The 25,837-nt window shown below is 38.9% G+C and carries 28 protein-coding genes; 18 read left to right on the top strand and 10 right to left on the bottom strand.

From position 1 onward, the window contains the following. Window positions 1–942, bottom strand: a complete 942-nt coding sequence (locus tag AMD01_RS04295) for a DMT family transporter (protein ID WP_053400181.1) — start codon at window positions 940–942, stop codon at window positions 1–3. Window positions 943–1,100: 158 nt separating this feature from the next. Between AMD01_RS04295 and AMD01_RS04290 the strand changes: the two genes are divergently transcribed. The 9 genes from AMD01_RS04290 (at window position 1,101) to AMD01_RS04250 (ending at window position 10,703) form a co-directional block, all read left to right on the top strand. Beyond that, complete coding sequence (locus AMD01_RS04290) at window positions 1,101–2,477, top strand: aminotransferase-like domain-containing protein (protein ID WP_053400180.1); 1,377 nt, start codon at window positions 1,101–1,103, stop codon at window positions 2,475–2,477. A 264-nt stretch (window positions 2,478–2,741) separates the two neighbouring features. Next, a complete protein-coding gene (locus tag AMD01_RS04285; RefSeq protein WP_053400179.1) occupies window positions 2,742–3,362 on the top strand; it encodes a hypothetical protein in 621 nt (206 codons plus the stop codon). 193 nt (window positions 3,363–3,555) lie between these two features. Further along, window positions 3,556–4,362, top strand: a complete 807-nt coding sequence (locus AMD01_RS04280; protein ID WP_053400178.1) for a class I fructose-bisphosphate aldolase — start codon at window positions 3,556–3,558, stop codon at window positions 4,360–4,362. A gap of 65 nt (window positions 4,363–4,427) precedes the next feature. Further along, window positions 4,428–4,973, top strand: coding sequence for a glycerol-3-phosphate responsive antiterminator (locus AMD01_RS04275; protein ID WP_053400177.1), 546 nt, complete (start codon window positions 4,428–4,430; stop codon window positions 4,971–4,973). Between the two features lie 144 nt (window positions 4,974–5,117). Further along, complete coding sequence (locus AMD01_RS04270) at window positions 5,118–6,380, top strand: PTS galactitol transporter subunit IIC (protein ID WP_053400176.1); 1,263 nt, start codon at window positions 5,118–5,120, stop codon at window positions 6,378–6,380. 11 nt (window positions 6,381–6,391) lie between these two features. Beyond that, complete coding sequence (locus AMD01_RS04265; protein WP_053400175.1) at window positions 6,392–7,909, top strand: FGGY-family carbohydrate kinase; 1,518 nt, start codon at window positions 6,392–6,394, stop codon at window positions 7,907–7,909. 1 nt (window position 7,910) lies between these two features. Next, complete coding sequence (locus AMD01_RS04260) at window positions 7,911–8,669, top strand: 3-oxoacyl-ACP reductase family protein (protein ID WP_053400174.1); 759 nt, start codon at window positions 7,911–7,913, stop codon at window positions 8,667–8,669. 15 nt (window positions 8,670–8,684) lie between these two features. Beyond that, on the top strand, window positions 8,685–9,680 hold the full coding sequence (locus AMD01_RS04255) for a 2-hydroxyacid dehydrogenase (protein WP_053400173.1): 996 nt from the start codon (window positions 8,685–8,687) through the stop codon (window positions 9,678–9,680). Between the two features lie 417 nt (window positions 9,681–10,097). After that, window positions 10,098–10,703, top strand: coding sequence for a hypothetical protein (locus AMD01_RS04250; protein WP_053400172.1), 606 nt, complete (start codon window positions 10,098–10,100; stop codon window positions 10,701–10,703). A 193-nt stretch (window positions 10,704–10,896) separates the two neighbouring features. On the opposite strand, the gene AMD01_RS04245 is transcribed toward AMD01_RS04250, so the two are convergent. Genes AMD01_RS04245 through amaP form a run of 3 tightly spaced genes read right to left on the bottom strand, consistent with a single transcriptional unit; the run spans window position 10,897 to window position 12,133 of the window. Continuing rightward, window positions 10,897–11,340 carry an Asp23/Gls24 family envelope stress response protein gene (locus tag AMD01_RS04245; RefSeq protein WP_053400171.1) on the bottom strand — a complete coding sequence of 148 codons (444 nt, stop codon included), beginning with the start codon at window positions 11,338–11,340 and terminating at the stop codon, window positions 10,897–10,899. 25 nt (window positions 11,341–11,365) lie between these two features. After that, on the bottom strand, window positions 11,366–11,578 hold the full coding sequence (locus AMD01_RS04240; protein ID WP_245638883.1) for a DUF2273 domain-containing protein: 213 nt from the start codon (window positions 11,576–11,578) through the stop codon (window positions 11,366–11,368). A 12-nt stretch (window positions 11,579–11,590) separates the two neighbouring features. Next, window positions 11,591–12,133: an alkaline shock response membrane anchor protein AmaP gene (gene amaP / locus AMD01_RS04235; RefSeq protein WP_053400169.1), complete on the bottom strand. Its 543-nt coding sequence runs from the start codon at window positions 12,131–12,133 to the stop codon at window positions 11,591–11,593. A 374-nt stretch (window positions 12,134–12,507) separates the two neighbouring features. On the opposite strand from amaP, the gene AMD01_RS04230 reads away from it, so the two are divergent. After that, window positions 12,508–13,260 (top strand): SDR family oxidoreductase, encoded by a 753-nt coding sequence (locus AMD01_RS04230; protein WP_053400168.1) that lies wholly within the window; start codon window positions 12,508–12,510, stop codon window positions 13,258–13,260. A gap of 301 nt (window positions 13,261–13,561) precedes the next feature. Here the strand turns inward: AMD01_RS04230 and AMD01_RS04225 are convergent, their stop codons facing one another. The 3 genes from AMD01_RS04225 to AMD01_RS04215 form a co-directional block, all read right to left on the bottom strand. Continuing rightward, entirely contained in the window at window positions 13,562–14,092 is a 531-nt protein-coding gene (locus AMD01_RS04225; RefSeq protein ID WP_245638882.1) for a BclA C-terminal domain-containing protein, read from the bottom strand. A gap of 103 nt (window positions 14,093–14,195) precedes the next feature. Further along, complete coding sequence (locus tag AMD01_RS04220; protein WP_053400166.1) at window positions 14,196–14,555, bottom strand: S-Ena type endospore appendage; 360 nt, start codon at window positions 14,553–14,555, stop codon at window positions 14,196–14,198. Window positions 14,556–14,585: 30 nt separating this feature from the next. After that, complete coding sequence (locus AMD01_RS04215) at window positions 14,586–14,960, bottom strand: S-Ena type endospore appendage (protein ID WP_053400165.1); 375 nt, start codon at window positions 14,958–14,960, stop codon at window positions 14,586–14,588. A gap of 138 nt (window positions 14,961–15,098) precedes the next feature. Here AMD01_RS04215 and AMD01_RS04210 point away from each other — a divergent pair, with 138 nt between their 5' ends. After that, window positions 15,099–15,917, top strand: coding sequence for an S-Ena type endospore appendage (locus AMD01_RS04210; protein WP_053400164.1), 819 nt, complete (start codon window positions 15,099–15,101; stop codon window positions 15,915–15,917). Between the two features lie 123 nt (window positions 15,918–16,040). Continuing rightward, window positions 16,041–17,918: a molecular chaperone HtpG gene (gene htpG, locus AMD01_RS04205; protein WP_053400163.1), complete on the top strand. Its 1,878-nt coding sequence runs from the start codon at window positions 16,041–16,043 to the stop codon at window positions 17,916–17,918. A gap of 64 nt (window positions 17,919–17,982) precedes the next feature. Here htpG and AMD01_RS04200 read toward each other — a convergent pair whose 3' ends face one another. Then, window positions 17,983–19,344 (bottom strand): amino acid permease, encoded by a 1,362-nt coding sequence (locus AMD01_RS04200; RefSeq protein ID WP_053400162.1) that lies wholly within the window; start codon window positions 19,342–19,344, stop codon window positions 17,983–17,985. A 422-nt stretch (window positions 19,345–19,766) separates the two neighbouring features. On the opposite strand from AMD01_RS04200, the gene AMD01_RS04195 reads away from it, so the two are divergent. The 6 genes from AMD01_RS04195 to AMD01_RS04170 all read left to right on the top strand — a co-directional run bounded on the left by AMD01_RS04195 (window position 19,767) and on the right by AMD01_RS04170 (window position 24,224). Further along, window positions 19,767–20,027, top strand: a complete 261-nt coding sequence (locus AMD01_RS04195) for a hypothetical protein (protein ID WP_053400161.1) — start codon at window positions 19,767–19,769, stop codon at window positions 20,025–20,027. A 170-nt stretch (window positions 20,028–20,197) separates the two neighbouring features. Continuing rightward, window positions 20,198–21,298 (top strand): hypothetical protein, encoded by a 1,101-nt coding sequence (locus AMD01_RS04190; RefSeq protein ID WP_053400160.1) that lies wholly within the window; start codon window positions 20,198–20,200, stop codon window positions 21,296–21,298. Window positions 21,299–21,422: 124 nt separating this feature from the next. Further along, window positions 21,423–22,553: a hypothetical protein gene (locus AMD01_RS04185; RefSeq protein WP_053400159.1), complete on the top strand. Its 1,131-nt coding sequence runs from the start codon at window positions 21,423–21,425 to the stop codon at window positions 22,551–22,553. A gap of 120 nt (window positions 22,554–22,673) precedes the next feature. Next, window positions 22,674–23,384 carry a pirin family protein gene (locus AMD01_RS04180; protein ID WP_053400158.1) on the top strand — a complete coding sequence of 237 codons (711 nt, stop codon included), beginning with the start codon at window positions 22,674–22,676 and terminating at the stop codon, window positions 23,382–23,384. Between the two features lie 3 nt (window positions 23,385–23,387). Then, on the top strand, window positions 23,388–23,663 hold the full coding sequence (locus tag AMD01_RS04175; RefSeq protein WP_053400157.1) for a hypothetical protein: 276 nt from the start codon (window positions 23,388–23,390) through the stop codon (window positions 23,661–23,663). Between the two features lie 147 nt (window positions 23,664–23,810). After that, window positions 23,811–24,224 (top strand): hypothetical protein, encoded by a 414-nt coding sequence (locus AMD01_RS04170; protein WP_053400156.1) that lies wholly within the window; start codon window positions 23,811–23,813, stop codon window positions 24,222–24,224. Between the two features lie 99 nt (window positions 24,225–24,323). On the opposite strand, the gene AMD01_RS04165 is transcribed toward AMD01_RS04170, so the two are convergent. After that, on the bottom strand, window positions 24,324–24,587 hold the full coding sequence (locus tag AMD01_RS04165) for a GlsB/YeaQ/YmgE family stress response membrane protein (protein ID WP_053400155.1): 264 nt from the start codon (window positions 24,585–24,587) through the stop codon (window positions 24,324–24,326). A 357-nt stretch (window positions 24,588–24,944) separates the two neighbouring features. After that, the gene (locus tag AMD01_RS04160; protein ID WP_053400154.1) at window positions 24,945–25,730 is read right to left on the bottom strand and encodes an SDR family oxidoreductase; all 786 of its coding nucleotides are present in this window, start codon (window positions 25,728–25,730) and stop codon (window positions 24,945–24,947) included. Window positions 25,731–25,837: the final 107 nt, after the last annotated feature.

The raw sequence follows: 25,837 nt of genomic DNA, 5'->3' as shown, positions 1-25,837 counted from the left end.
TTATAGGGGCTGATTATCACTCTGGTTTTTAGAAGAAGGCAAGATTTCTGTTGCCGATCCCTCCTTTTTTAATACCGGCGCATTTTTCCCAATCATCACAGAGAACACAACAATAAGAGCCGTAATCATCGTAAATAACGTAATCGATTCTCCTAAAAATAATCCGGCAAACATAATCATTAAAAACGGCTGTAGATATTGGATTTGACTTACTCGTGCAATCCCACCTAGCGCCATTCCTTTATACCAGGCGACGTACGCAAGAAATTGACTGACGATGGTTAGATAAAGAAAGCCTCCCCACGCTTCAATCGGTGCATGAAGCATGCTTGGGGAAAATTGAAAAATAACTGGAAGGACAAAAAACGGTGCCCCGATCATAATCGACCAGGCAATGACTTGCCAGCTTCCTAGTTCTTTTGCCAGTTTTCCACCTTCAGCATAGCTAAGACCAAGAATGATAATGGCTGCGATGAGGGCGAAATCGGCTAATTGAAATGAGCCTAATCCGAGATGAATGGCATAGACGATGACAGCCAACGATCCGATAATACTTGAAAGCCAAAACTTTAATGAAGGACGCTCACCGCCTCGAATAATGGAAAAACCTGCAGTCGATAATGGAAGCAGCGCAACTTCCACAGCCCCATGTGAAACAGGAAGTGACTCCATTGAAAACGATGTTAAAAGTGGAAAACCAAGCACCGTACCAAAGGCGATAATTAGCAAGCTTTTAAAATGTTGCCGAGATGGTAACGCTTCTTTTCGAATGAATAAAATAATACCGACTAAAATAGAAGCCGCTACGGTTCTTCCTAATCCAACGATCGTTGCTCCAAAATACTCAACGGCTACACGCGTAGCAGGAAGTGTTAAACTAAAACAAATCACACCTATTGCTCCTAACAACAATCCTACCTTTTCCTTCGATTCCTTTTGCATCTTTTTCTACTCCTATCGTGTGTGTTTGTATCAAAACTGCATGGATGAGGACGTTTTTAGAAACAGTTTTGCTATAATTAACATCATAGTATGGTACAGCCTTTAAAAGAACGACACTTTTTCCCATCTGTATGGGTACAAAAAGGAGAGGGCAGGTAATGACTGCAAAATACATAGAAGTAATGGCGAACATTCAGCAACGTTTGGATCGTGGAATTCTACACGCTGGTGATAAACTTCCGTCCGTTCGTCAACTGGCGGAAGAGCTAGCTTGCAGTAAAAATACGATTATTAAGGCATATACAGAATTAGAAAAAGAGCACGTCATTTATTCAATTGCAAAGAGTGGTTATTATGTTGTGACAGATGTAAAACAGGCAAAATCATCTGACAACACGATTGATTTTTTATCGGCAGGACCTGATCAAACCGTCCTACCTTATCGTGAGTTTCAACATTGTCTAAATCAAGCGATTGATCAATACAAGGAAGAGCTGTTTACCTATTCAGATCCACAAGGAAACGTATCACTGCGTAAGGAACTTGTGACTTATCTACAAAACCTTCAAGTGTTTACGTCACCAGAGCGTTTAGTCATCGTATCCGGCTCTCAGCAGGCTCTAAACCTGTTTGTTTCCATGCCATTTCCGAACGGAAAGAAGAATATTTTAATTGAGCAGCCTACATATTTTGGATTTATTGAGTCCGCACATTTACACGGTGTTCAAACATTTGGCATTCCACTTTCGATGGACGGCATTGATCTTGAGCAGTTGGAGTACATTTTCCGAAACAACGATATTAAATTTTTCTATATTATTCCTCGGTTTCATAACCCTTTAGGTCATTGTTATACAAACAAGGAAAAGAAGAAAATCGTGGAGCTTGCGGAGAAATACGATGTGTATCTCGTAGAGGATGATTTTTTAGGTGACTTAGACCCTGATACAAAAGCAGACCCTTTATTTGCGTTTAATCCTTCTGGTCGTGTGATCTACATTAAAAGCTTTTCTAAAGTGTTTCTTCCTGGACTACGGGTGGCTACCGTCGTATTACCACCTCTTATGCAACATCATTTTTTACGCTACAAATTTAGCGCGGATTTTACAAGCTCGGCGCTGTCTCAAGGAGCACTTGAAATCTACTTAAAAAGTGGCATGTTTGAAACACACCTGAAGAAGGTTCAAAAGCTGTATGATAAAAAAATGAAGCTGTTACAAACATCTTTTGAGGAATTTTTATCATCACAGGTCTCTTTCACAACCCCCACATCAGGATTTTACGCCTCCGTTTTTTTACCACAAAACGTACGTGCAAAGCGTGTTGTGGAGAAGCTAGTCGAACACGGAGTGCACATGGACGATGGCGCGCGTTTTTATTTGCCCGAATATCAACATCAAAACCTACTACGGTTAAGTATTTCACAAGTTCACGAAGATGATATTTTACGAGGAGTACAAAAAATGGCCCAGTGCATTCAGGAAATAGAGAAACGTAAAGAACAGAGGATACCGAATTCTATTTTTCGTATGTAAGAAAAAGGAGGATGGAAATGGAGAAACAGGGAGTCGTTTCGATCTGGTTAGGAACGTTTGCATTCAAGAGAAGTTTGAAAATGGCAAAAGAATTAAGATTAGCTTAGAAATAATGGCTAATTTAATTGAAGGGGGCTATGAGATTTCTCGTCAGCTTCAAGACTATGATGACCATGTTTTAGCAGAAGAAGAAGAACAAAAATAATATATGATGGTTGATAATACCATTTTGGTATAATAGAAGACGAGGAAAGGAATGGTAACATGAAAAAACAAACCATATTTATTTATCCATCAATCGCACTTCTATCATTTTCCTTGCTTATGACAGGGTGTAGCGATGATGAAGCAGCAACAGGAAATTCTACGAAAGTAGTAGAAAATAGTGAGAAAAACCCATCTGAAGAACAACGAAATTCTAGTGAACATAACGTAGACAGTACAAAACCGGAACAAAAAGACACGTCCTCAGAGAATCAAGAAAATTTGAAAGAAAAAACAGATCCACTTTCAGCATACTCTTCGAAAAAGATTGAATATGCACGGGTTTGGCTTCAGCTTGGGCTGAATCAACAAATCGATCACCTCTATATTCAACATATCAAAGCTGGTACAAAATTAAACCCTGATGATGAAACAAGCGGAAGTTACCCAGAGGATGTCATTCAACTAGCAGGGTCGCGCTTAGTAGATGGTTCAGTAACTTATAGCGGAAATGGAAACGGGACAATTAACGTATACAATGTCCCACTTCGCTGGGATGGACAGTATCCTGCTGGAGAAGACTTCTACAAAGATATTATTAAACATACAAATCTTGTTTCAGTAGATGTTGGAGATGATGAGCAGGTTATTCAGCTCATCAAAAAGATAGAGAAAAATTAAAAATAAAACGCTTTCAAAAATGTCTTGACTCTTTGGTTTTATTGTCATAAAATTAAGTTAATTCTTTCGATACAACAAAATAGCATGTATGGGTATGTGATACGGAGAATCCCCACAAAAGGCTGACAGGCAACTGTTCATTCTTTGTGGGGATTTTTTCCGTTGTTAAAGTATAAAACATGGAGGAGATTACATGGAAAAAACAAGAAGAATGTCCCGCATATTTGCAAAAGACGGAAAATCAATCACGTTGGCCCTAGATGGCTATTATTTTTCAACCAAAACAAAAGGAATTGATGAAACCATTTCACAACTTCCAGGCCTGATTGGAAATGGCCTTGATGCGGTTCTTGTGACATATGGAATGGCCAAAAGGTATGCAGAAGAATTTTCGGATATCGGTATGCTTGTAAGAGCCGACCTTTCCACAAGTGTGTTTGATCCAAGCGTTCCTTATACGACAGGAATCGTTACAGTAGAAGAAGCGTTAAAACTTGGGGCGGACGGCATTATTTCAATGACATTTCCAGGTGCCTCTAACGAAGTAAGCTCTCACAGAATTGCGTTTGACCTAGCGAGACAGGCCGATCATTGGAACCTGCCATTTATGTGTGAAACGCTTCCTTACGGATACGCGGTTACGAGCGAAGCATCAAATCGTCCTGATGTTATCGCTTCAGGTGCTAGGTTGGGCGCGGAGTTAGGCGCAGATATTATTAAAACACGATTCTCTGGTAACAAAGAAGATGAAGAAATTGTTCGATTAGCGAATCGCCCTGTTCTTGCGTTAGGAGGTCCTAAAACTGGACATATTTTGGATTACTTTACCTTTGTTCGCCATTGTATGGACGTGGGGGCTAAAGGAGTAGCCGTTGGTCGTAATATTACGCAAGATGAAAATCCGGCGGGCGTAGTAGCGGCGCTTGACGTCCTTGTGCATCAAAATGGAACAGCACAAGAGGCGTATGAAGCCTATCAATCAGGGCATGTGACTGCATAAGGAGCATTGACACAATTCCAGATACTACCTAAAATAAAACTATACATATATAAAAGGGTGGTTCTGTGTTTTCTAATCAAACGATTATTCCATCAATTAGAAAGTTAAAAGACATGGACAAAGCGCTATCAAGTCAATCTGATTACGTGTTACTTTCAGAGGCGCATATTGGAAACTTAAAAATGCTTACCGATCGCTGTCATCAAGCCGGAAAAAAAGTTTTAGTACACGTTGATTTAATTGAAGGTCTATCAAAAGATATCAAGGGCATAAAATGGTTAAAGGAACTATTTAAAGTTGACGGAGTAATCTCTCCCAATAAGCGCTTATTAAATGCTGCTAGAAAGCTAGATTTGCTTGCCATTTACCGTGTTTTTTTACTCGATTCACGATCTCTTGAGCAATCTCTTCATTCGATAGCAGACGCTCAATTTGATGCGGTTGAAATTTTGCCCGGTCCTTTTGCGACTCATTTTGTGTCGCAAATTCAGGAAGCTATTCCGAATACGTCACTTCTTGCAGGAGGATTTTTGAATTCGAGAGAGCAGATTGATCGTGTATTCCAAGCTGGCTTTAAAGCAGTAACAACAAGTGCAAAAGAAGTATGGTGACCAACAACAAAATAGAAAAATTGGGTTTGAGACGATGTGAGAATCCCACAAAGCAAGCAGCTTTTTATGCTGTTATTCTTTGTGGGATTTTTTTACGCTCCGTTGACCAAGGAAAAGGGTTAAAAACGTAGAGGGGGAAATGCAATGGGAATTATTAATTGGATTATTGATTTAGGTCCGTCTGTCATGATGCCGATTATCTTTTTTGTACTTGCGCTTTGTTTTCGTGTTAAAATTGGAAGCGCATTCAAATCTGCAATGCTTGTCGGAATTGGCTTTGTAGGAATTAGCTTAATTATTACACTTCTACTTGAAAGTATGGGCCCTGCGGCGGAAGCAATGGTAAAACGATTTGGATTAGAGCTTACAGTTATTGACCCAGGGTGGCCCGTTGCGGCAGCCATTGGATGGGGAACACCTATTGTCCCTTTTGCCGTTGCAGGAATTATTTTGTTAAACATTCTCTTCCTCTTTTTAAAACTCACCAAGACTGTCAACATTGACATTTTCAACTTCTGGACGTTTATGATCATCGGAGCACTTGTCTACAGCATCACGGATAATGTCTGGATTTCAACTCTTATTACGCTGATCCATTTTGCTGTTGTCTTGAAAATTGGGGACCTTACAGCACCTAAAATTCAATCCACTTTTAACTTAAAAGGAGTTTCGTTTGCGCATGGAATTACCGCGGTATTTGTTCCGTTTGGTATTCTTATTAACTGGATTATTGAACGAATCCCTGGACTACGAGATGTAAAAGCAGATCCGGAATCCATTACGAAAAAATTTGGGGTATTCGGAGAGCCTTTAACACTAGGAGCTATTATTGGAGTAGTGCTAGGAATATTAGCAGGGTTTAACATAGGGGACGTCTTGACTCTTGGAATTACAGTTGCAGCCGTAATGGTGTTACTTCCAAAAATGGTAGGAGTGTTAGTGGAGGGTCTCACAATTATTCGGGATGCAGCGGAAGATTTCTTAAAGAGAAGGTTTCCGGATCGAGAGTTTTATATCTCAATGGATACGGCTCTTTTAATTGCACATCCATCTGTCCTTGCGACGGGGTTACTCATGATTCCGTCTACTCTTCTTTTAGCTGTTATTTTACCTGGTAATCGCCTATTGCCATTTACTGATCTTGCTTCTTTATCCTTTTTGTTCGCTATGTGCGCACCGTTTCTTAAACAAAACATGGTTCGTCTATACATTACAGGGCTCGTTATCATGACCATGGTGTTATATATCGGTACAGATATCTCAGGTACGTTCACAGATGCAGCCAAAATTGCCAACGTGTCATTACCAAGCAACATCAGTGATTCTACAGAACTTGCCAATTTAGTAGGAGGAGCTTCTACACCTTTGGGATGGCTACTCATTAAGATCACATCTATCTTTTATTAGGGGGAATGAACATGGAGAACTATCTACTAGGAATTGACAATGGGGGAACCATTACCAAAGCTGCTTTATATACACTTGATGGCAAAGAAGTAGCGATCGCTTCACAAAAAACAGCCATGATTATGCCAGAGCCCTTTCATACAGAGCGTGATATGCATGAACTATGGCAGGCCAATATTAAGATAATTAAAGAAGTATTAGAAGTATCAAAAGTAGACGCAGAAAAAATTGTAGGTGTCTCTATTACAGGGCATGGAAATGGACTGTATTTAACGACGAAAAGAGGGGAACCGACCTACAACGGGATTATTTCAACAGATAATCGGGCAAAGACTTATATTGACACTTGGTACGGAGATAGTCGATTCGAAACGGAAGTTCTGCCTAAGACTATGCAATCCATGTGGGCTGGTCAACCCGTCGCGCTTCTAGCGTGGCTTCAGGATCATAACCCTGAAGTTCTTGATCGAACAGAGTACATTTTTATGGTGAAGGACTTTATTCGATTTAAATTGACGGGGGAAGCATACATGGAGCTTACGGATGTATCTGGAACGAATCTTTTAAACGTTCGCGATCAATGCTATGATAGCGAGTTATTATCATTCTTCGGAATAGAGCGCCTATCTGAGAAGCTACCACCTTTAAAGTCTTCAACAGAAGTGTGCGGATATATTACCAAACAAGCTGCAGAGGAAACGGGTCTAAAAGAAGGTACGCCTATTGCCGGTGGGATTTTTGATATCGCTGCTTCCGCAGTAGCTTCTGGTCTTGTAGCTGAAAATAAACTGTGCATTGTTGCAGGGACATGGAGTATTAACGAGTATATTACGAAAAAACCGATTATTGATAAAGATCTGTTCATGACGTCTATTTACTGTATTCCAAACTATTGGCTTACAACTGAAGCAAGTCCTACTTCCGCTAGTAACTTAGAATGGTATATTGATAAATTTATGGTTCAGGAAAGGCTGGAGGTAGAAAAAGAAGGTGGCTCCATTTATGATGTGTGCAATCAGCTGGTGTCGTCAACAACTCCGGAAGAAAGCAATCTTTTGTTTTTCCCTTTCTTATTCGGCTCAAATACGGTTCCGTCTGCTAACAGCTGTTTCATCGGCATGAACAGCTGGCATAAGCAACAGCACTTTGTACGTGCCGTTTACGAAGGAATTGTTTTTAGTCACATGCATCATATTGAGCGCTTGCTGAAATATAGCGCTCAGCCAGATTCTGCGCGAATTGCCGGTGGCGTAACAAAATCAGACGTCTGGCTTCAAATTTTTTCAGATTGCTTACAAATTCCACTTGAGATTGTTGAAGTCAAGGAGCACGGAACGCTTGGTACAGCGATGTGTGCAGGTGTGATGACCGGATATTACGAATCTGTACAAGAAGCAGCGGAAAAAATGGTTAAGGTGGAGCGAATCATTTATCCAAACACTGATCAAGCATTAATATACAAAAATAAATACAAACGCTATAAAGCGACGCTAGAGAAAATGGAGCACGTATGGAAGGTGGACGTTTGAGATGGATTTAGGAATTAGCGGTAAAACGGCAATTGTGACTGGAGGTTCAAGAGGAGTCGGAAAAGAAATAGCAATGACCCTAGCGAAAGAAGGAGCAAACGTTGCGTTAACATATCAAGGAAATGAAGAAAAAGCGCAGGAAGTCGTAGCGAAAATCCAAAAACTTGGATGTAAAGCGATAGCTTATCAAGTAAATCTTGCTCATGCAGAAGAAGCAGTAAAACTAATTGAGAACAGTATTGCCGATTTTGGTGAGGTAGATATTTTAGTAAACAATGCAGGCGTATGGCCAAAGAGCTACGTGAATGAAATGGAGCTAACGGAATGGGAGCGGACGTTGGATATTAACTTAACAAGTGTATTTCTAACGTGTAAAACGTTCTCGAACTATCTGTTAAGAAGCAACAAGCCTGGAAAAATACTAAATATTACATCACAAGCTGCTTTTCACGGATCAACAACAGGTCATGCTCACTATGCAGCTAGTAAGGCCGGAATGATTGGATTTGCTATTTCCCTTGCACGTGAACTAGCAAAGCATCAAATTAACGTTAACAATCTTGCATTAGGAATTGTAGAAACAGATATGATTCGAGAGTCACTAGAGCAAAACAAAGACTATTACGTAAATCGAATTCCACTCGGTCGAGTAGCGACGGCAAAGGAAATTGCTGAAATTGCTAGTTTCCTCGTGTCAGAAAAAGCGAACTATATGACAGGGGCTACGCTCGATGCAACCGGTGGAATGTTAATGAGATAAAAAGGAGTGATGATAATGAAATGTTTGGCTATTGCCGATTTATTTATTACAAAGGAAATGATGAAACAAGGACTCGTAAAATTAGAGAAATCTGGAGTAGACGTTACGGTACGCGAGTGGAAACACGAGAGCTTAGAGCTTCTTCAAAAAGACAACCTAGCGATTGAACAAGGAGGAAGTGAAGTCGTAAAGTTGCCTGATGAATTGCTAGAACAGATTGAGTCATTTGACATGCTTATTACCCAGTTTGCGCCCATTAATGAACGAGTCATTAAGTTTGCCACAAACTTAAAGGTTATTGGCGTACTTAGAGGTGGCACGGAAAATATAAATGAAGAGCTAGCGAAACAGCGAAATATTGACGTAATTAATACACCAGGCCGAAACGCAAGAAGCGTAGCGGAATTTACGGTTGGACTTATTTTAGCTGAGATGCGAAATATCGCCCGGTCCCATGCCGCATTAAAGCAAGGAAAATGGCGGAAGGACTTCCCGAATAGTGAATTTGTTCCTGAGCTAGAAGACCGCACAATCGGTATTATTGGCTATGGAAATATCGGACAGCTAGTCGCCCGATTTATGCGCGGGTTTGATACGCGTATTATCTTCCATGATCCTTACTTCAACGGTCAAACGGATTTCGAAAACGTTGAATTGGATCAATTGCTGAGAGAATCCGATATCATTACCTTACACGGCCGTTTAACAGACGAAACAAAGCACATGATTAAATTTAAACATTTCCGAGCAATGAAACAAACGGCTATTATCGTAAATACCGCACGGTCTGGCTTAATTAAGGAAGATGATCTTATAAAAGCGCTCCAAGAGGGAGAAATCGCTGGTGCAGCGATTGATACATTTGACCATGAGCCCCTAGACCAAAGCAGCCCGTTTTTCTCTCTTGATAATGTCACCATTACATCACATATGGCAGGAAGTACCCAAGACGCATTTCGAAATACGCCTAAGAAGCTAGCGGAGCGGATTTTGGGAATGAGCTTAGTGTAAGAAACGAAAAAGAGCCCTTTACCTAAGAAAGCGTAATACTAGGTAAGAGGCCTTTTTTGTTTGAAGAATACTTTTTACATGACATCAGAATCATCAACATATGCTTAACAATTGGCGACACGCACTGACAAGTATATACTTAACAAATACCAATAGAATGACAGGTCAGAAAGGATTTGAGAGTATATGAAAAACATCACATTTCGTGCTGTTGATTTACCATCCACACTCCAAAAGAGTGGGGAGATACAAAAGGTTTATGCTGGTAGAACGAATAACTTAATTTACTTAATATAAGATGATAAGAAAGATCTCTTCATTCTGCATACGTGTAATGAAGAGAAGATAACCCTCCCGCCTCATATTCCAGATCATCAAGCCATTATTAACATACAGGAGATCGAAATAAATCATTGGTTGATTGCCTATCATCAAGAGGACGAGAACATCGTGTGCAAATGTAATGGTTTCGGAAAGGTACTCTCTGAATTTTCAATTGGAGAAGGTGTTGAAGACTGTCAGGTCGATATAAACGATCACATATGGGTGAGCTACTTTGATGAAGGGATTTTTAGTGAAGATCCGCGATCACAAGCAGGCATAGTAGCTTTTGATGTAGCAGGAAACGTTGTGTATGACCGCTATGGAAAGCTTGTGGTGGATGAAATTGTTCCTCCAATTGATGACTGCTATGCTTTAAACGTCACAGGTGATGAAGTGTGGCTATACTATTATTCAGATTTTCCTGTTGTAAAGTTAAAAAACCATCAATTAGAAACTATCTGGAAGAACATCGATATAGAGCCATCTGCTGTGCATGCCTTTGCTGTTGGAACAGACCATCTCATATTTTGCACCAATAAAGGACCTCTACTTCATTACTCTCTGACCAACAACAAGCTTGAACAGTGTGTACCAACTGATAAGAACGGAAAAGCACTGCAAGTAGAACGTTACGTTTGTAGAGGGCCGATCATCTATCTACATACACTTCAAGGGATCTATACGTACAAACTTACATAATTTCGTTACTTTTTTAAAACGATATAATTTTCTCTTTTTAATCTAAAAAGGTCATGGTTTTCTTGGGACAATGTCACGTACTATGAATTAACGTTTGATTAGTGTACTTTATAAGGGAATAGACGATTCTTATGATCGCAAAAAAGCCTGCCTCTAAAAGGAGGCAGGTCACTTGTAAGAGTAAGACGAAGCGTTACACTAGTTCACGCTTTGATTCTTGCTCTTTTTCTTTTTTGTTTTTCTCTTCAAATTCTTCACGCGTCATAATGTCTTCAACATGCATGTTGACTTCAATGACTTCTAGTCCTGTTATATCAAAAACAGCTTTTTTTACTCTGCTTACCGTTTCAGAGAAGATGGTTGGTACATTTTTACCGTATTCTACAATTACTTTCAAATCAAGCGCAACTTGTTTTTCGCCAACTTCAGCATTAATCCCTTTTGTAATGTCTTCTGTACTACGAAAGCGATCTGTTAATCCACTCATAAATCCGCCGCTCATTGATAAAATGCCTTTATTTTCGTTTGCTGCAATACCCGCAATCTTTTTAATTACTTGATCTTCAAATGTTAGAGTATTTTTGTGTACAGCTTCCTGAGTGTTTACTGTTGTTGTATTTGTTTCATTTACTGCCATTGTAAATCTCTCCTTTTAAGATCATTTATCTATCTTTGGCAAAAAATCGCATCCAAGATTCGATGTTTAATTGCCCATCTCGCCATTTTCCGATGATAAAACCAATTGCCATAAAAGCAACAATTAAAATAGTTGGACCAAAACCAATTGTTAATAATAGTACCGCAAGGACAAATCCGATGAGAATACCAATTATCCGTCCGCGGTAGGGAATAAGCTTATCTGGAGTACTCATCATTTCCCTCCTTCATTACAAAACACGTTCTTTCTTTCGTGTTTTAACATCCATTAAGTGGATACGGACAGAACGAACGGGCAGTTCAAGCAGTGATTCTAGTGTTTGCTTAACATCTTCTTGCATTTCTTTCGCTAATGTAGGTAATCCTGTCCGACCAAATAAAGAACAATCAATGCGAACATCTACTTGCTCCTTACGAGGATGGATAAGAGCTTGCACTTCAGGCGAACGAATTCCCTCAAAGTGACGAATTGATCGTAATGCTGCCGACTCAATGGTAGCTTTTGAGATTGTAATTTTCCCTTCTCCCGTCACAATGGCCATTTGCTTGCCAGGTGGTCTACTGAACAAACCTGTCAAAATAAAAATAAAAAAGATAACGGCTAAAAAGGCACTGATAGACAAGATGGTGTAATAGAACCATTCCTGCTCTGACCAGTTTGCTATCCATTGTGAAAGTTGAGGAACATCATAGACCGTTAGTGCTAGTATACCGGAGGATACCAGACCAATAATTCCAATAAAGACGATTAATACGCGATTAAAATTATTCAATTGTCCACCTCATCTCAACGTGAAATCTTGCTGTTGTTTTGGCCAAATGCAGAAAAATGATGCGAGAATGTTATTATAGTACCCAAGCTTTTTTTATGTAAACTTTCGAATGTGCTATAGGAAAAATGTGGATGTGTAACCAACGTTGAATAAGTTGAATTATACAAAATACCAATGTATATGTATGATTCAAACTGTAGGAAATATCCTCTTAAATGGTTTAGTGTTTATGCATTTAATGCCGCTATAAATCCTATGTATAGATAATTTGTTGGTCTTCCAAACTTCGTATGTATAAATATCTTACTTCTGAAGCCCATTGCTTTATACTAGGAAATACGAGCGCTACAAAATGGTTATAGGGGGAGAAAGAGATGAGATTAAAAAACAAAACGGTTTTGGTTACGGGTGGATCAAGGGGATTGGGAAAAGTGATTTGTACATCAGCTGCTTCTGAGGGAGCAACGATTATCTTAAATTATGCACATAATCAAAAGCAAGCATCAGAAGTGGTAAGCGAGATTGAAGACAAAGGCGGAAAAGCATACGCAGTACAAGGAGATATTACATCAGAAGAAGGCGTGCGCACTGTAATTAAAGAAGCAAAGCGTTTGTCAGGTTCGGCAATTGACGTTCTCGTGAATAATGCTACGGGACCTCAGCCAGAGCTTTCATTAGAAGATGCAACATGGGAGGATTATGAAGACCAGCTCCGATTCTTTGTAAAAGCGCCGCTTTTGCTAGTGAAAGAGCTATTAGCTGATATGAAAATGAACCGAGCGGGAAGCATCATTAATATTGGAAGCGATGTCATTCAAAATGGAAATCCACACTTTTCAAATTATGTAACAGCAAAATCCGCGATGCTTGGAATGACGAGATCATGGGCGAAAGAACTTGGTCCTTACGGAATTCGAGTAAACCTACTCAACCCAGGATTTATTCCCGTTGAGCGTCATGATCACATTTCTAGTGAGGCCATTGAAAGCTATCAAGCATCCATTCCGCTACAGCGTATGGGGACTCCAAATGATTTAGCTCAAAGCGTCATCTTTCTTGCTTCAGATGAATCATCGTTTGTGACAGGTCAATCGCTAACGGTAAACGGCGGTTATACGTTCGGTTAAAGTTACCATTCACTCGAATGTTTGATGAAGCTCCGCTGTATAAAAATCATCATTCAAAATGGTTACACAAGATGTGTTGTGTGACTTAGCGTGCGCAACACATTCAGGAACAATTTCAATGGTTGTTACTTCATTCCCCCTTGTGCCAGTTGATTTGCAATCTGACCTGTTCCCGCTCTCAGTTCAAGCATAGTGGAAAAGGGGGTGCCTGCTTGCATCATCACTTTACTTGCTTGATGTTGAATAACCTCATCAGAAGAAAGGTCTTTCAAAACCTAACATAAAATGGTAATTATAACAATCACTGAAGCTTAATAATTGTAAGTGCAGCACCCACTGAGCCGTTAGCTGACAGTAAGGTAGCAATTAACAAAATAGTGCTAAACAGCTGTAGTGAAAGGGTATCTCCTGCATTTAAGCTTGCAATACAGTCGTTATTGTACGTAGAAGTTCCTAAAGCAGGAGTTAAAATGGTTCCGGGAATAGCTGCTCCGTTTCGAAGGATTCGCGTTCCTGCTCCTACGCCTAATGAAGCAGTTGTATTAACCTGATACGTTATATAGTAACGCCCAGATTCTAGTACGATAAAGGATGTATTTGTAGGATCAACGGAAAATTTATTAATATTTTGATTGTTCGGAAGAGAAATATTACTTGCGCCTCCTCCTAATCCAAAGGAAATAGATCCGCCAGAAGTATTGGATGCGTACATGGAAGTAGAGGTGGAACCATCCGTTGAAGTGTTGCAATCTCCTATCTTACTACTGTAAGAGTTACAACTATCATTACAATCACCTATAGAGTAATAGACATTTGGAGGAATATTATTCATACATACAGGTCCTTTCTGCATCATTTAGAAATCTAAATTCCTATGTATAAAAAGAAAAAAATAGAAGAGAGGGAAATGAATATCCCTCTAAATAAAAAGAAAATTAACCAATTGTATAGCGAACAACAATATCTAAATCGCCTTTAGCTGTCGTTCCAGCACCGCCAGCATTAGTAATTGAAATTGTACCTAAACTGTCAATGGTGCGTATAATTACTTGCCCGGGTGCTACATTTTCAGCAGTAATGACCGGTGTTCCGGCAGCATTTTCAACATCTACTGTGAAGGCAACGATCCCTGTATTTTTTAAAACAAATGAAGCAATCACTGTTTCATTTAATGCCTCATAAATAACTTCAGTTGTTGCAATACTAAACTGAGCACATACCTGATCCTTTACGTAGTCTGGAGAGGTAGAGCATTGACCTAAAACAGCCGAGCTATAGTCTGAATTGCATCCCACTATACATACACACCTTTCCTTACACTTTTTTTATAAGACGTAACGTACCACAATATCAAGTTCGCCTCTAGCAGCTACGGTACCTGTTGCAGGACCGGTAATCGCAATGTCACCTAAATTGTCGACTGTGCGCATAATTACTTGACCTGGCGTAACCACTAACGCCGGAATCACTGTGGCTGCAGCAGCATTTCTAACTACAACTGTAAAGTTCACTGTTCCGGTATTTTTTAAAACAAATGAAGCGATGACCGATTCGTTAATGGCACTATAAATGGTTTCTGTCCCCGCTACTGGAACGGTAAACTGTGCGCATAGTTGGTCTTTTACATAATCAGGAGAAGTAGAGCATTGGCCTAAAATAGCCGAACTGTAATCAGAGTTATTCCCTGAATTACATCCCATAAGTTCTTCACGCCTTTCTTCGTTTTTAGGGTATATGTATATGTAGTCTAGGGAAAAGCAATTGGTGTCTGTTCAACGTATTTTTCATGTAAAAAATCATATGATGAGTAATAAAGTTGTGAAGAAGGGGGTGAAGACGTGCCTGAAAATCAAAGCGTGGAAAGAGCGATTTCTGTAGAGGTAATCACAGACTGGATTCAAAAAGAAGTTGAGGTTAAGCAGAAGGAACGATTAAATCGCTACGTAATCATCACGGACCAATTGTGTAGCAATTTTTCAATTCAAGCCTTCGATGAAAGTCCTTACATTATTTGGGAATCGAAGAACACCGGAGACATATCAGGCACCCTCACCTTATCTATTCAACAAGATACCAATGAACCGATTATTCTATGGATTAATGATAAGCCTGCATCTCACATTAAAAGCGGAACTATATCGTTAACACTGCACCATGTGTATAAACTACAACTCCATAAACAAAGAGGTACGGCTTATAAAGGTCGATTTGATTTTCAATACCATTACTCAATTCCTGCTTATAATGTTGATTTTCGTTATAAGGCTACATGTACTATTGCCAAAGACGCTATTACAATAAAACCACTAACCTCTTCCTTACAAAGAAGTTGTTTTTCGACGGTGCACGATCATGCTTGTACTTTGGATAAGGTTGCGTTTCACATTAGTGGATGTGCGAATCTTATGTTCAAAACCGTCAGCGGTGGTACGTTTGTTTTTAAATGGCCTTTTGAAGAGTTAGTTACAGCGTGGCTTTTGGCCTCAAATGAAGGAAAAGTAGAGTGTGAAGTAACCTCTATTGAGTGTGAAATTCACGTAGTAGAAGATCACTGTGATTATGTCACAATCTATCTTGTTATTAACCTCTGTATAAATATGTTGTCCGTAAAACAAACCATTATTTCAATTTTATCTTCTTCCACCTCTCCTCGATAGTATCTCAATCCTATTGACAAAAACCTCCTAAATGTGATAATTAATAAATGGTTAGCACTCACATCTATAGAGTGCTAACTTACTACATAGGTTCATTTTAATTGATTGAAAGGGGAATGAAAGATGACCAAGCATGAATTTAAGGCAGAGTCCAAACGTTTATTAGACATGATGATTCACTCGATTTATTCACAAAAGGAGATCTTTCTACGCGAATTAATCTCAAACTCTAGTGATGCGATTGATAAAATTTATTACAAAGCATTAACAGATGATTCACTTCAATTTGATAAAGAAAATTATTATATTAAAGTAACCGTTAACAAAGATACAAGAACGCTTACGATTTCTGACACGGGAATTGGAATGACGGAGGAAGAGCTAGAGAACAATTTAGGTATTATTGCGAAAAGTGGTTCTCTGGCATTTAAAACGGAAAACGAAGCAAAAGACGGCCACGACATTATCGGTCAGTTCGGAGTAGGCTTTTATTCATCCTTTATGGTCGCAGACGTTGTGACGGTTATTACAAAGCCATTCGGTAGTGACGTAGCCTTTAAATGGGAATCTGAAGGAGCAGATGGCTATACAATTGAAACAACAGAAAAAGAAGCCATTGGAACAGAGATTACATTAAAGATTAAGGAAAATACGGAAGAAGAAAACTATGATGAGTATTTAGACGACTATCAGCTGCAGTCGATCATTAAAAAATATTCAGACTTTATTCGCTATCCAATTAAAATGGACGTCACAGAAAGTCGTCCAAAAGAAGGAAGTGAAGGGGAGTTCGAGCAAATTCAAGAAGAAAAAGTCATTAACAGAATGGTACCAATTTGGCGTAAAAACAAAAGTGAGCTGACAGATCAAGATTACGAGCAGTTTTACCAGGAAAAGCGCTACGGATTTGATCAGCCGCTAAAGCATCTTCATATTAGCGTCGATGGTGCCATTCGCTACAATGCGATTTTGTTTATTCCAGAGCGTACGCCTTTTGACTACTACACAAAAGAATATGAGAAAGGCTTAGAGCTGTACTCAAACGGTGTGCTAATTATGAACAAGTGTGGCGACTTACTTCCTGACTATTACGGATTTGTAAAAGGTCTTGTGGACTCTGAGGATTTATCGTTAAATATTTCACGTGAAATTCTTCAGCACGATCGTCAACTAAAGCTGATTGCAAAAAACATTAAAAACAAAATTACAAGTCAGCTAAAAACGATGCTAGAAAACGAGCGCGAGAAATATGAGCAGTTTTATGAAGCGTTTGGAAAGCAGCTAAAATACGGCGTCTACAGTGACTTTGGCGCAAACAAAGATGATCTTCAAGATTTATTGTTATTCTACTCTTCGAAGGAACAAAAGCTAGTAACGCTAGATGAGTACGTATCACGTATGCCTGAAGATCAAAAATACATTTACTATGCATCTGGCGAATCCTATGATCGCATCGCTAAAATGCCACAAACAGAGCTTGTCCAAGACAAAGGCTATGAGATTTTATACTTTATTGATGAGATCGATGAATTTGCGATCAAAATGCTCATGAACTACAAAGAAAAAGAATTTAAGTCTGTTGCAAGCGGAGACCTTGGAATAGAAGATGAAAACAACAAAGAAGCTGAAGAAACAACGGCCGAACATAAAGAGTTGTTCGAGCATATGAAACAAGTTCTATCCGGTAAAGTAAAGGACGTTAAAGTATCCACGCGTCTTAAAACACATCCTGTTTGTTTATCAGCGCAAGGGGACGTAACGATTGAGATGGAAAAAATCCTAAAAGCGATGCCTGATAATCAAAACATCCAGGCTGATAAAGTGTTAGAAATTAATCCAAATCACGACGTGTTCAAAGCTCTTATAAAAGCCTTTGAGCAAGATAAGGAAAAAGCAGATTTATACACAAACTTATTGTATAGCCAAGCGCTTCTAATTGAAGGGCTTCCACTTGAAGACCCTGTAGCTTTCACAAATGATATGTGTAAGGTGATGGCGTAGCATTCGTCTATTCCAAGGAAACAAATAAAAAAATCTCGAAGCCAAGTGCTCCGAGATTTTTTATTTACGCTTGTTCAATCTGCTTTTTTCTACTTTGAATTTTATAGATAATTACAAGTAGTACGAACCAGACTGGTGTAACAAATAGGGAAGTTCGCGTGTCCGCTGCAAGCGCTAATACGACGACGATAAATGCAAGAAATGCTAAGATTAGGTAGTTCGTAAAAGGATAAAGCGGCATTTTAAATTTGTTGACCTTGACTAGATCAGGTCTTGTTTTACGATATTTTAAATGACAAATAATCAAAATCCCCCAAATGTAAATAAAGCAAACCGTTGAGATACTTGTGATGAGTGTAAATACATCATCAGGCATTACGTAGTTAAGAACAATTCCGACTAAAATAATAACAGCTGAGAAAAACAGCGCGTTAGAAGGAACTTGGCGACGAGTAAGCTTCGTCAACGGTTTTGGTGCATTGTCTTCCTTCGCTAGCGAGTACATCATACGGCTCGTACTAAAAATAGCACTGTTGCACGCAGAAGCGGCAGATGTTAACACAACAAAGTTGATAATTGTTGCTGCTGATACGATTCCCATCGCAGCAAAGACTTGTACAAAAGGACTTTCAACTGGGCTTACCTTATTCCAAGGATAAATGCTCATGATAACAAGCAGTGCCCCAATATAGAAAATTAAGATACGAATCGGTATGTTGTTAATCGCCTTTGGCATCACTTTTTCTGGATCTTCCGTTTCGCCAGCCGTTAATCCTACCATCTCAATTCCAACGAATGCAAAGACAACCATTTGGAACGATAGAATAAACCCGTTTGATCCGTGTGGGAACCAGCCCCCATGACTCCAAAGATTCGAGAAGCTTGATACACCTTCACTCGTAGAGAAACCTTTGAAAATTAAGAACAATCCAACTACGATTAATGCAAGAATCGCAATGATTTTAACAAGCGCGAACCAAAACTCTAGTTCTCCAAACAATTTAACCGTTGCTAAGTTCATAATTAGTAATACAACAAGAGCAATCAAGCCTGGAAGCCATTGTGGAACGTTTGGAAGCCAGTACTGCGTATACTTCCCGACCGCAGTCAAATCCGCCATCGCAATACATACCCAGCAAAACCAGTATGTCCAACCCGTTACAAAGGCCGCTCCGTTTCCTAAGTATTCTTTTACGAAATCTACAAACGAGTGATACCCAAGGTTACTTAAAAGCAGCTCCCCAAGCGCACGCATAATTAAAAAACAAATAATACCCGTAACTATGTAAGCAAATAAAATCGAAGGCCCTGCTAAATTAATCGATTTTCCTGATCCAAGAAACAATCCTGTCCCAATCGCGCCGCCGATTGCAATCAGCTGTACGTGTCTATTTTTTAGGCCTCTTGCTAAATTTTCTTCCTGCATCTACAATTCCCTCTCTCTCTCTATCCATGCTATGATGCGACCAATAGACTATTTTTTATTTTCGAATAACATCATTAGCAATTTCTAAGCTTTTATGTATTTTTATACCCCTCCTCTATCTGGTTTAATCTTCTTCATCCAAGTGTTCATATACTTTGTTATGCCATGCTTTATCATAAAAATACAAGTTGTTGCGACTTCTGTATTTTCATGTCTTCCATTATAACATCATTATCTGAAAGTTATAATAAAATAGGATACAGGCAGTTAGCGAATTAGTAAACAGCTTATTAAATAGATCGGATAACTACGTAATGAAAAAAGGGACTAAAAACCCATATAAATGACGGGTTTTCAGATATTATTTGAATAGATAGACGAGAACCGTTACAATAAGATCACTATAGGGGGTATTATAAAGAATGTTAGAAATTCCGGGTCTAATTATTATTGTAGCGCTCATTGTTTACATTGCGACGTTACGTAATCGAATTAAAGATCTTGAGCAAAGGCAGTTGCAGCAAATGACGCTCGAGCAACAAAGCATCCTCCGAACCCAAATCCAAACGATGCTTCAAGGTGGGAAAACGATGCCAGAAGTCATAAAATTTGTTCGAGAAGAAACGGGCTTTGGACTTGTCGCAGCTAAACACTACGTAGATCAAGTTCAAACTGAAGAATAAGAAAGTTGTCGCTCTTGTGCAGATGCAAGGGCTTTTTATTTTTTAAGTCCCTATATAACCTCTATTTTAGCCTCTATAAATTCTTTAATTTCTAACTTTATCAGAAAAAAGGTTTATGAACAAAACCCATGTTATGTAAAATATTCATATAGAGGATGGGGGGAAGGTTCATGCTAAGCTTTGAGCGAAAAAAAACAATTTTTTCTAGCTTTACGTCTTTAAAGGAGAAAGAAATTAGTAATAACCGTACTAACTTTGTATATCCATATAGCTTACGCCGCGCAAAGGTAATTGCCACTCAGCTACATCCCAGTGGAAACGGCTATTTGCTAGGTCTATATATGGATTCAGAAGTAATTGCCAAACGAGACTATAAAGTGGATGAAAGAGGTTGGATTTCGATTAAGAATTTCTCAGAAGAACAATTACGTGTCGCAATTGAAGACGCGATTTTCTCTATGTCTGGGGAACGTGAGATGGAACCTAGAGAAGAAGCAAACCTACAATTAAATACGTCAGCATCTGTAACGAGAAATTTAGTAGAACCATGTCTTTATAATTGGCTCGGCTATGGCAATCTAAATGCACCTATTTGGTTTATGGGAATTGAAGAAGGTGGTGCAGAAGTTTGGCGCAACAAAACAAAAAGTCTGTCTGAAAGCCTGGAAATACGATCGCACTTCCAATTAGAAATGGATTTTGTCGACATTTGGGAAAATCAACATGGGCTTTCATTACAGGATTTTAGGGGTCCAACGGTATGGCGTTTTATGGCTGCCTTTTTATTAACGCTAGAATCAATCCCTCCAACTAAAGAAGCAATTAATGACTATCTGTTTGTATCGAAAAAGCTAGGCAGAAAGAATAGCAATCATTTTTTAGGGGAGTTTATGCCTCTTCCAAAGCAGTCAAAGCTTGATATCTCTCCTTATTCTGAAATTTGGCCAACAATTCAAAGTTATTATAGCGAAGTGTCCTTTCATCGGTTTGAATTGATTAAAAACACGCTCCTTCAGAATCCTCGTGTTCGCCTTTTAGTATCCTATGATCAAAGCCTTACAGAGCGTATGAAAAAATATGCAAATGAAATGGAAGAAGTGAAGAGTTGGACGTATAAAACGGAACAGTACTATTTGTATAAATGGTCGTTTAGTGGAAGAGATCTCTATTTTCTTTCTACACCATTCTTTGGAAATGGTAGAATTGGCTATGAGGGAATTCAATATGCTGCTACAAAAATAAAATCTATACTAGGAGGAACGCTCTATTAAACGCATTATTCAAGAGATCTTAACAGAAACCAAACAATCTCTTAACCTACATAACTATCACTTATTCCAACATTCGATCAACCGCCACATTACAAATGATAAACAAACGACGTATCTTCTTACGATGGAATGGTTTCCGGAGCATGTCATTGATCGCGAAGAAGAATGTAATCCGCCAGGGACGGTCGTAGTAGATGTGAATATCCATAGCGGAGAGATCGTTAGTATCATAACAGTAGAGGATACGTCTTACACATCGCTGATGGAATTTCAGTCGTTTGAAGAAATGGTTTCACAAATTGAAACAATAACGGATTTAACATACGGAGCCCATTTTAAGTTAAAGGAAGAAAAAGATCAAACGTATCGATTTCAGGCGTATTTAGATAAAATTCTGTCTCCCATTGGAGAAATTGAAGTTCGCCTTGATGAGAACGGCCGTCTTCTTTCTTATTTAAAATATGGAGATTTCCCTTCACCGTCTAGTCACAGTCAGCGCTCTTTGCTCACAAAGGAAGAGTGCATGGGCATTATTCAACAGCAGATACGCCTTATTCACATTCCGTCTTTGGAGGAAGAAGCACATATTCTTGTATATGGACTAGAAGAAATATATATTGTAGGTGAAGACCGGTTTTTACGCCCATATAATATCGTTCAACACAATGGGACGATCGTGGACGTTCATCAAGTGTTAACATGGGATACACCGCTTCAGGTTCCATTTGAACAAGGGAACGTCTTCTTTCAGGACAACATTTCACTAGATGAGGTGAAACAAAAAGCGACTCATCCGGATTTGTTGCCGATTTCTGATGAGCAAAAGCAGTTATGTATAGCAGCTGTGACTGATTGCCTTCGTCAAGAGTTTCCAAACGATTCTGGGAAGTGGGAGTTTGCACGTATAGAGCGTCACAATGGATACATTCACGGAATACTTCATCCACTCGCTTCCCATGACCCACATTCGGTATTTAAAACAAAATGTACGATGATTGTAAATCCTGAAACGAATAAAGTCATGACGTATATAAATAATGAAGTGCTGATGGCACCATTTAAAGAGTTTGCAGCAGCTCCAAAGGCTGTTGTCACAAAGGCAGAAGCGAGAGAAAAACTGTTGTCTCGTATAGAGCTTAAGCCTTGCCACATCTTTAATGAGGAGAAAGGGCAATATGTTCTAGCATCACTCCTTGACTGTGATTATGGCGTTCATGCCGTAACGGGAGAACTGCTGCGATTAGCAGATATTTAAGGCGAAAAGTGCAGTTTTGCTACTGCACTTTTCTTGACAAACAAAATTCCTTCATCATACAATTATCTTGAATTAAAAATAAATGAATACATGATAATAATCATTTAATGGGGTGAGGATTTGATTCAAGTACATAAAGCAAACGCAAGACATACGGTTAAGACGGATTGGCTAGAAAGTCACCTTAGCTTTTCATTTGGTCCGTACTATGATTCAGAGAATATTCAGTTTGGTCCACTTCGAGTGTTTAATGATGACACGGTACAGCCTGACAAGGGATTTGGAATTCATCCTCATCGGGAAGCAGAAATTGTTTCCATTGTTTTAAAAGGTCAGTTAAAGCATGAGGACAGTCTTGGCAATTCAGGAACGTTGCACGTAGGGGATGTTCAAGTAATGAGCGCAGGTACGGGCGCGCTTCATTCTGAATTTAACCCGTCTTCGACAGAAGAAACGCAATTTTTACAGCTTTGGTTTTTACCGAATAAACGTCAGTTAACGCCTTCGTATGAAGACGTCTCTTATGACCAAGAACAGCTTCGTAATCAGCTTCTACCGATTATTTCGCATACACCATCTGCAAACGTAGCGAAAATTAATCAAGATGTGATCCTATATCTTTCAAAACTTGAAACGGGCAAAGAGCTAACGTTTGACCAACCAAAAGGTCGAAAAATCTATGTGTTTACAATTGAAGGCGAGCTCCGCTTAAATGCAGAAACTGTAGTAGAAAACCGCGATGCTGCAAGAGTAACAGATACGGAGAATCTTCATATTAAAGCATCAGAAGACAGCTTCTTTTTACTAATTGACCTACCAGGAGGGGAGTAACATATGTTAATGATTCGACATGCTATTGGCAGCCGCTTATTTCTGCAAACAGAAGATTATTCGATTACTCCTCGTGGAGAACAGTGGCTCATTTCTTCCCGCGCAACCGAAGAAGAACAAAGCAATTTACTAGAGTTTCGCCACGAACTGAACTTATTTCATGTGACCGATGAAAACAAAACGTGGTATTACTCCTCAAAAGGAGAAGTTCATGAAGGGGACGGAGCAATTACGATTGTTGCGGATCATCAAACCGTATATCCGAAAGAAGAGAAGTAGTTCTCAAAGGAGAGAATCAACAAAAAAGTTGGTTCTCTTTTTTGTTTAAAGGAATTTAGAACTGTCTGTTTCTTACAGATAAAACTTATGGTAGCCTTAAACTATTGTATTATCGCAAGGAAAATAATTAAGCAAAGGGGGATTATAGTGGATAAAGAAATAGAGAAAATAATTATAAAAACATTTTTCACCAAAAGGCTACAAGACAGGGTTTTATTCGAAATGTCTTCAGCTAAGAAATGCAAAGATGCTTTAAGTCGTCTTTGTCATTCTTATGGAACAACTCTTCGTACTGAGTGTATGGTAGATATTCCGAAGCCAAATTCCCACCCCGAAGCAATAGCAAAGGTATTAAAGCAAAATGGAGCCGGAAACTCCTGTTATGTAATTTCCTGGAATGAAGAAATTGATGGCCAAAAACTACCGTTATTGACCGCCTTAGAACATGCTGTCGGGATGGGGATGCCCTCAATTATTTCATGTATACCCGATAAAATTGCTTATTTTGAAGGTGAGCTAGAAGCTCTTCCTTCCCCAAGATTTTTATTAAAAAGGCCATAATAAAGCGACCTCATATGTAAATAAGTTTACTGAGGTCGCTTGTTTTCTATTATATCTTTGTTTGTTATGTTCTCTTAATGATTAAAATCCATCCACTTCTTATGCGTGGCTGTTTCGTCGGCCTGTTCTTCTTAAAACAAAGCTAACAATTAGGATTAAAATAATTGCTCCGATGATTGAAGGGATGATAGCAAAATTACCGATTACAGGTCCCCAACTTCCTAAAATAAGTCCACCTAACCAAGAACCAATAAAGCCAGCAATAATATTTCCGATAATACCTCCAGGAACGTCACGTCCTACGATTAGCCCAGCAAGCCATCCAATAATTCCACCTACGATTAAAGTCCATATAATTCCCATTTTTAATTTCCTCCTTCTAAGTTAGTTAATTATTTCTACCCCGTACGAAAAATTGTTAATCATTTTTTATCAAAAAATAAGAAATTTTTATTAAAAAAGAAAACACAAGAACGGTAAATACTCTCTTATAAACGATTAAAATTAAACATTCCTTTTAATACATAAGTGTCTTTTTCTATCGTACATAGAGAAAAAAGAAGGTGAAAAGGGGACCGTTACGTTACGAGGGATAACATTCTAAAATGAATGAGGAGAAGCGCCATATACAGAAAAAATAGGGATGAATAAAAAACACGTATCACCGCATAGTGCTAGTGATACGTGTTTGACAAAAAATAAAGAGATCCTATTCGTGTTTTAATATTTATAAGATTGCCCGCCATCGATTGGAATAACAGTGGCATTAATAAAGTTTGCTTGATCAGATAGAAGGAAGGCAACTAAATAACCTACTTCTTCCGGTTTTCCAAATCGTTTCATTGGATTAGTCTCAACGAATTGTTTTCCTGCTTCTTCCCAATTTTCAGGATCGATTTGTTTTAGTGAACCTTCGACCATTGGAGTCATAATGGCACCAGGGGCAATCGCTTTAATGCTAATTCCATATTGACCATATTCAATACCAGAGTTTCGCGTTAACCCAACTACGCCATGTTTACTAGCTGCGTAACCAGATTGACTTCCGATTCCACGAATACCACCTACTGAAGCAGCATTAACGATTGAGCCAAAACCTTGCTTGTGCATCACTTTTAATACGTGTTTTAGACCGAAAAAGACACCATTTAAGTTCACGTCCACTACTTTTTGAAATTCTTCGGTACCATATTCTTCTGTTAGGCTTTGTTTTCCTTCAATTCCTGCATTGTTGAAAAAAGCATCGATTTTCTCAAATGTCTCTACTGTTTGATTAACAAAACTTTCAACGGCTTTTTCGTCCGTTACATTTGCCGTAATCAGCAATACTTCTGCGCTTGGAATAGCTTCTAGAACTTTTGCTTTTGTTTCTTCTAATGAAGAAGAATTCAAATCAACGAGTGAAAGTTTTGCTCCTTCTTTCGCTACTTGTAAAGCAGAGGCTTGTCCAAGTCCAGATCCAGCACCTGTAATTAAAACTACTTTTCCATCAAAACGGTTCGTCATTGAAAATTCCTCCCTAATGATTTTTATAAAATTATTTTTAGTTGAGTATTCTCTAACTAAAGATCTATACGTATATCAGGCTTTAATAATATCTACAAAATGTATTA

Origin of the sequence: Priestia koreensis, from assembly GCF_001274935.1 — a bacterium.
GTDB classification, from domain to species: Bacteria; Bacillota; Bacilli; order Bacillales; family Bacillaceae_H; genus Bacillus_AG; species Bacillus_AG koreensis.
This window is presented reverse-complemented; position numbering and strand designations above follow the sequence as displayed.

Excerpts from the sequence above, each read along its gene's own strand:
- AMD01_RS04260 (WP_053400174.1), top strand. The coding sequence starts at position 7,911 with ATGGATTTAGGAATTAGCGGTAAAACGGCAATTGTGACTGGAGGTTCA.
- AMD01_RS04255 (WP_053400173.1), top strand. The coding sequence starts at position 8,685 with ATGAAATGTTTGGCTATTGCCGATTTATTTATTACAAAGGAAATGATG.
- AMD01_RS04215 (WP_053400165.1), bottom strand. The coding sequence starts at position 14,960 with ATGGGATGTAATTCAGGGAATAACTCTGATTACAGTTCGGCTATTTTA.
- htpG (WP_053400163.1), top strand. The coding sequence starts at position 16,041 with ATGACCAAGCATGAATTTAAGGCAGAGTCCAAACGTTTATTAGACATG.
- AMD01_RS04280 (WP_053400178.1), top strand. The coding sequence starts at position 3,556 with ATGGAAAAAACAAGAAGAATGTCCCGCATATTTGCAAAAGACGGAAAA.
- AMD01_RS04190 (WP_053400160.1), top strand. The coding sequence starts at position 20,198 with ATGCTAAGCTTTGAGCGAAAAAAAACAATTTTTTCTAGCTTTACGTCT.
- AMD01_RS04240 (WP_245638883.1), bottom strand. The coding sequence starts at position 11,578 with ATGATGAGTACTCCAGATAAGCTTATTCCCTACCGCGGACGGATAATT.
- AMD01_RS04195 (WP_053400161.1), top strand. The coding sequence starts at position 19,767 with ATGTTAGAAATTCCGGGTCTAATTATTATTGTAGCGCTCATTGTTTAC.
- AMD01_RS04225 (WP_245638882.1), bottom strand. The coding sequence starts at position 14,092 with ATGAATAATATTCCTCCAAATGTCTATTACTCTATAGGTGATTGTAAT.
- AMD01_RS04185 (WP_053400159.1), top strand. The coding sequence starts at position 21,423 with ATGGAATGGTTTCCGGAGCATGTCATTGATCGCGAAGAAGAATGTAAT.
- AMD01_RS04245 (WP_053400171.1), bottom strand. The coding sequence starts at position 11,340 with ATGGCAGTAAATGAAACAAATACAACAACAGTAAACACTCAGGAAGCT.
- AMD01_RS04290 (WP_053400180.1), top strand. The coding sequence starts at position 1,101 with ATGACTGCAAAATACATAGAAGTAATGGCGAACATTCAGCAACGTTTG.
- AMD01_RS04230 (WP_053400168.1), top strand. The coding sequence starts at position 12,508 with ATGAGATTAAAAAACAAAACGGTTTTGGTTACGGGTGGATCAAGGGGA.
- AMD01_RS04200 (WP_053400162.1), bottom strand. The coding sequence starts at position 19,344 with ATGCAGGAAGAAAATTTAGCAAGAGGCCTAAAAAATAGACACGTACAG.
- AMD01_RS04265 (WP_053400175.1), top strand. The coding sequence starts at position 6,392 with ATGGAGAACTATCTACTAGGAATTGACAATGGGGGAACCATTACCAAA.
- AMD01_RS04175 (WP_053400157.1), top strand. The coding sequence starts at position 23,388 with ATGTTAATGATTCGACATGCTATTGGCAGCCGCTTATTTCTGCAAACA.
- AMD01_RS04285 (WP_053400179.1), top strand. The coding sequence starts at position 2,742 with ATGAAAAAACAAACCATATTTATTTATCCATCAATCGCACTTCTATCA.
- AMD01_RS04270 (WP_053400176.1), top strand. The coding sequence starts at position 5,118 with ATGGGAATTATTAATTGGATTATTGATTTAGGTCCGTCTGTCATGATG.
- AMD01_RS04165 (WP_053400155.1), bottom strand. The coding sequence starts at position 24,587 with ATGGGAATTATATGGACTTTAATCGTAGGTGGAATTATTGGATGGCTT.
- AMD01_RS04295 (WP_053400181.1), bottom strand. The coding sequence starts at position 942 with ATGCAAAAGGAATCGAAGGAAAAGGTAGGATTGTTGTTAGGAGCAATA.
- AMD01_RS04160 (WP_053400154.1), bottom strand. The coding sequence starts at position 25,730 with ATGACGAACCGTTTTGATGGAAAAGTAGTTTTAATTACAGGTGCTGGA.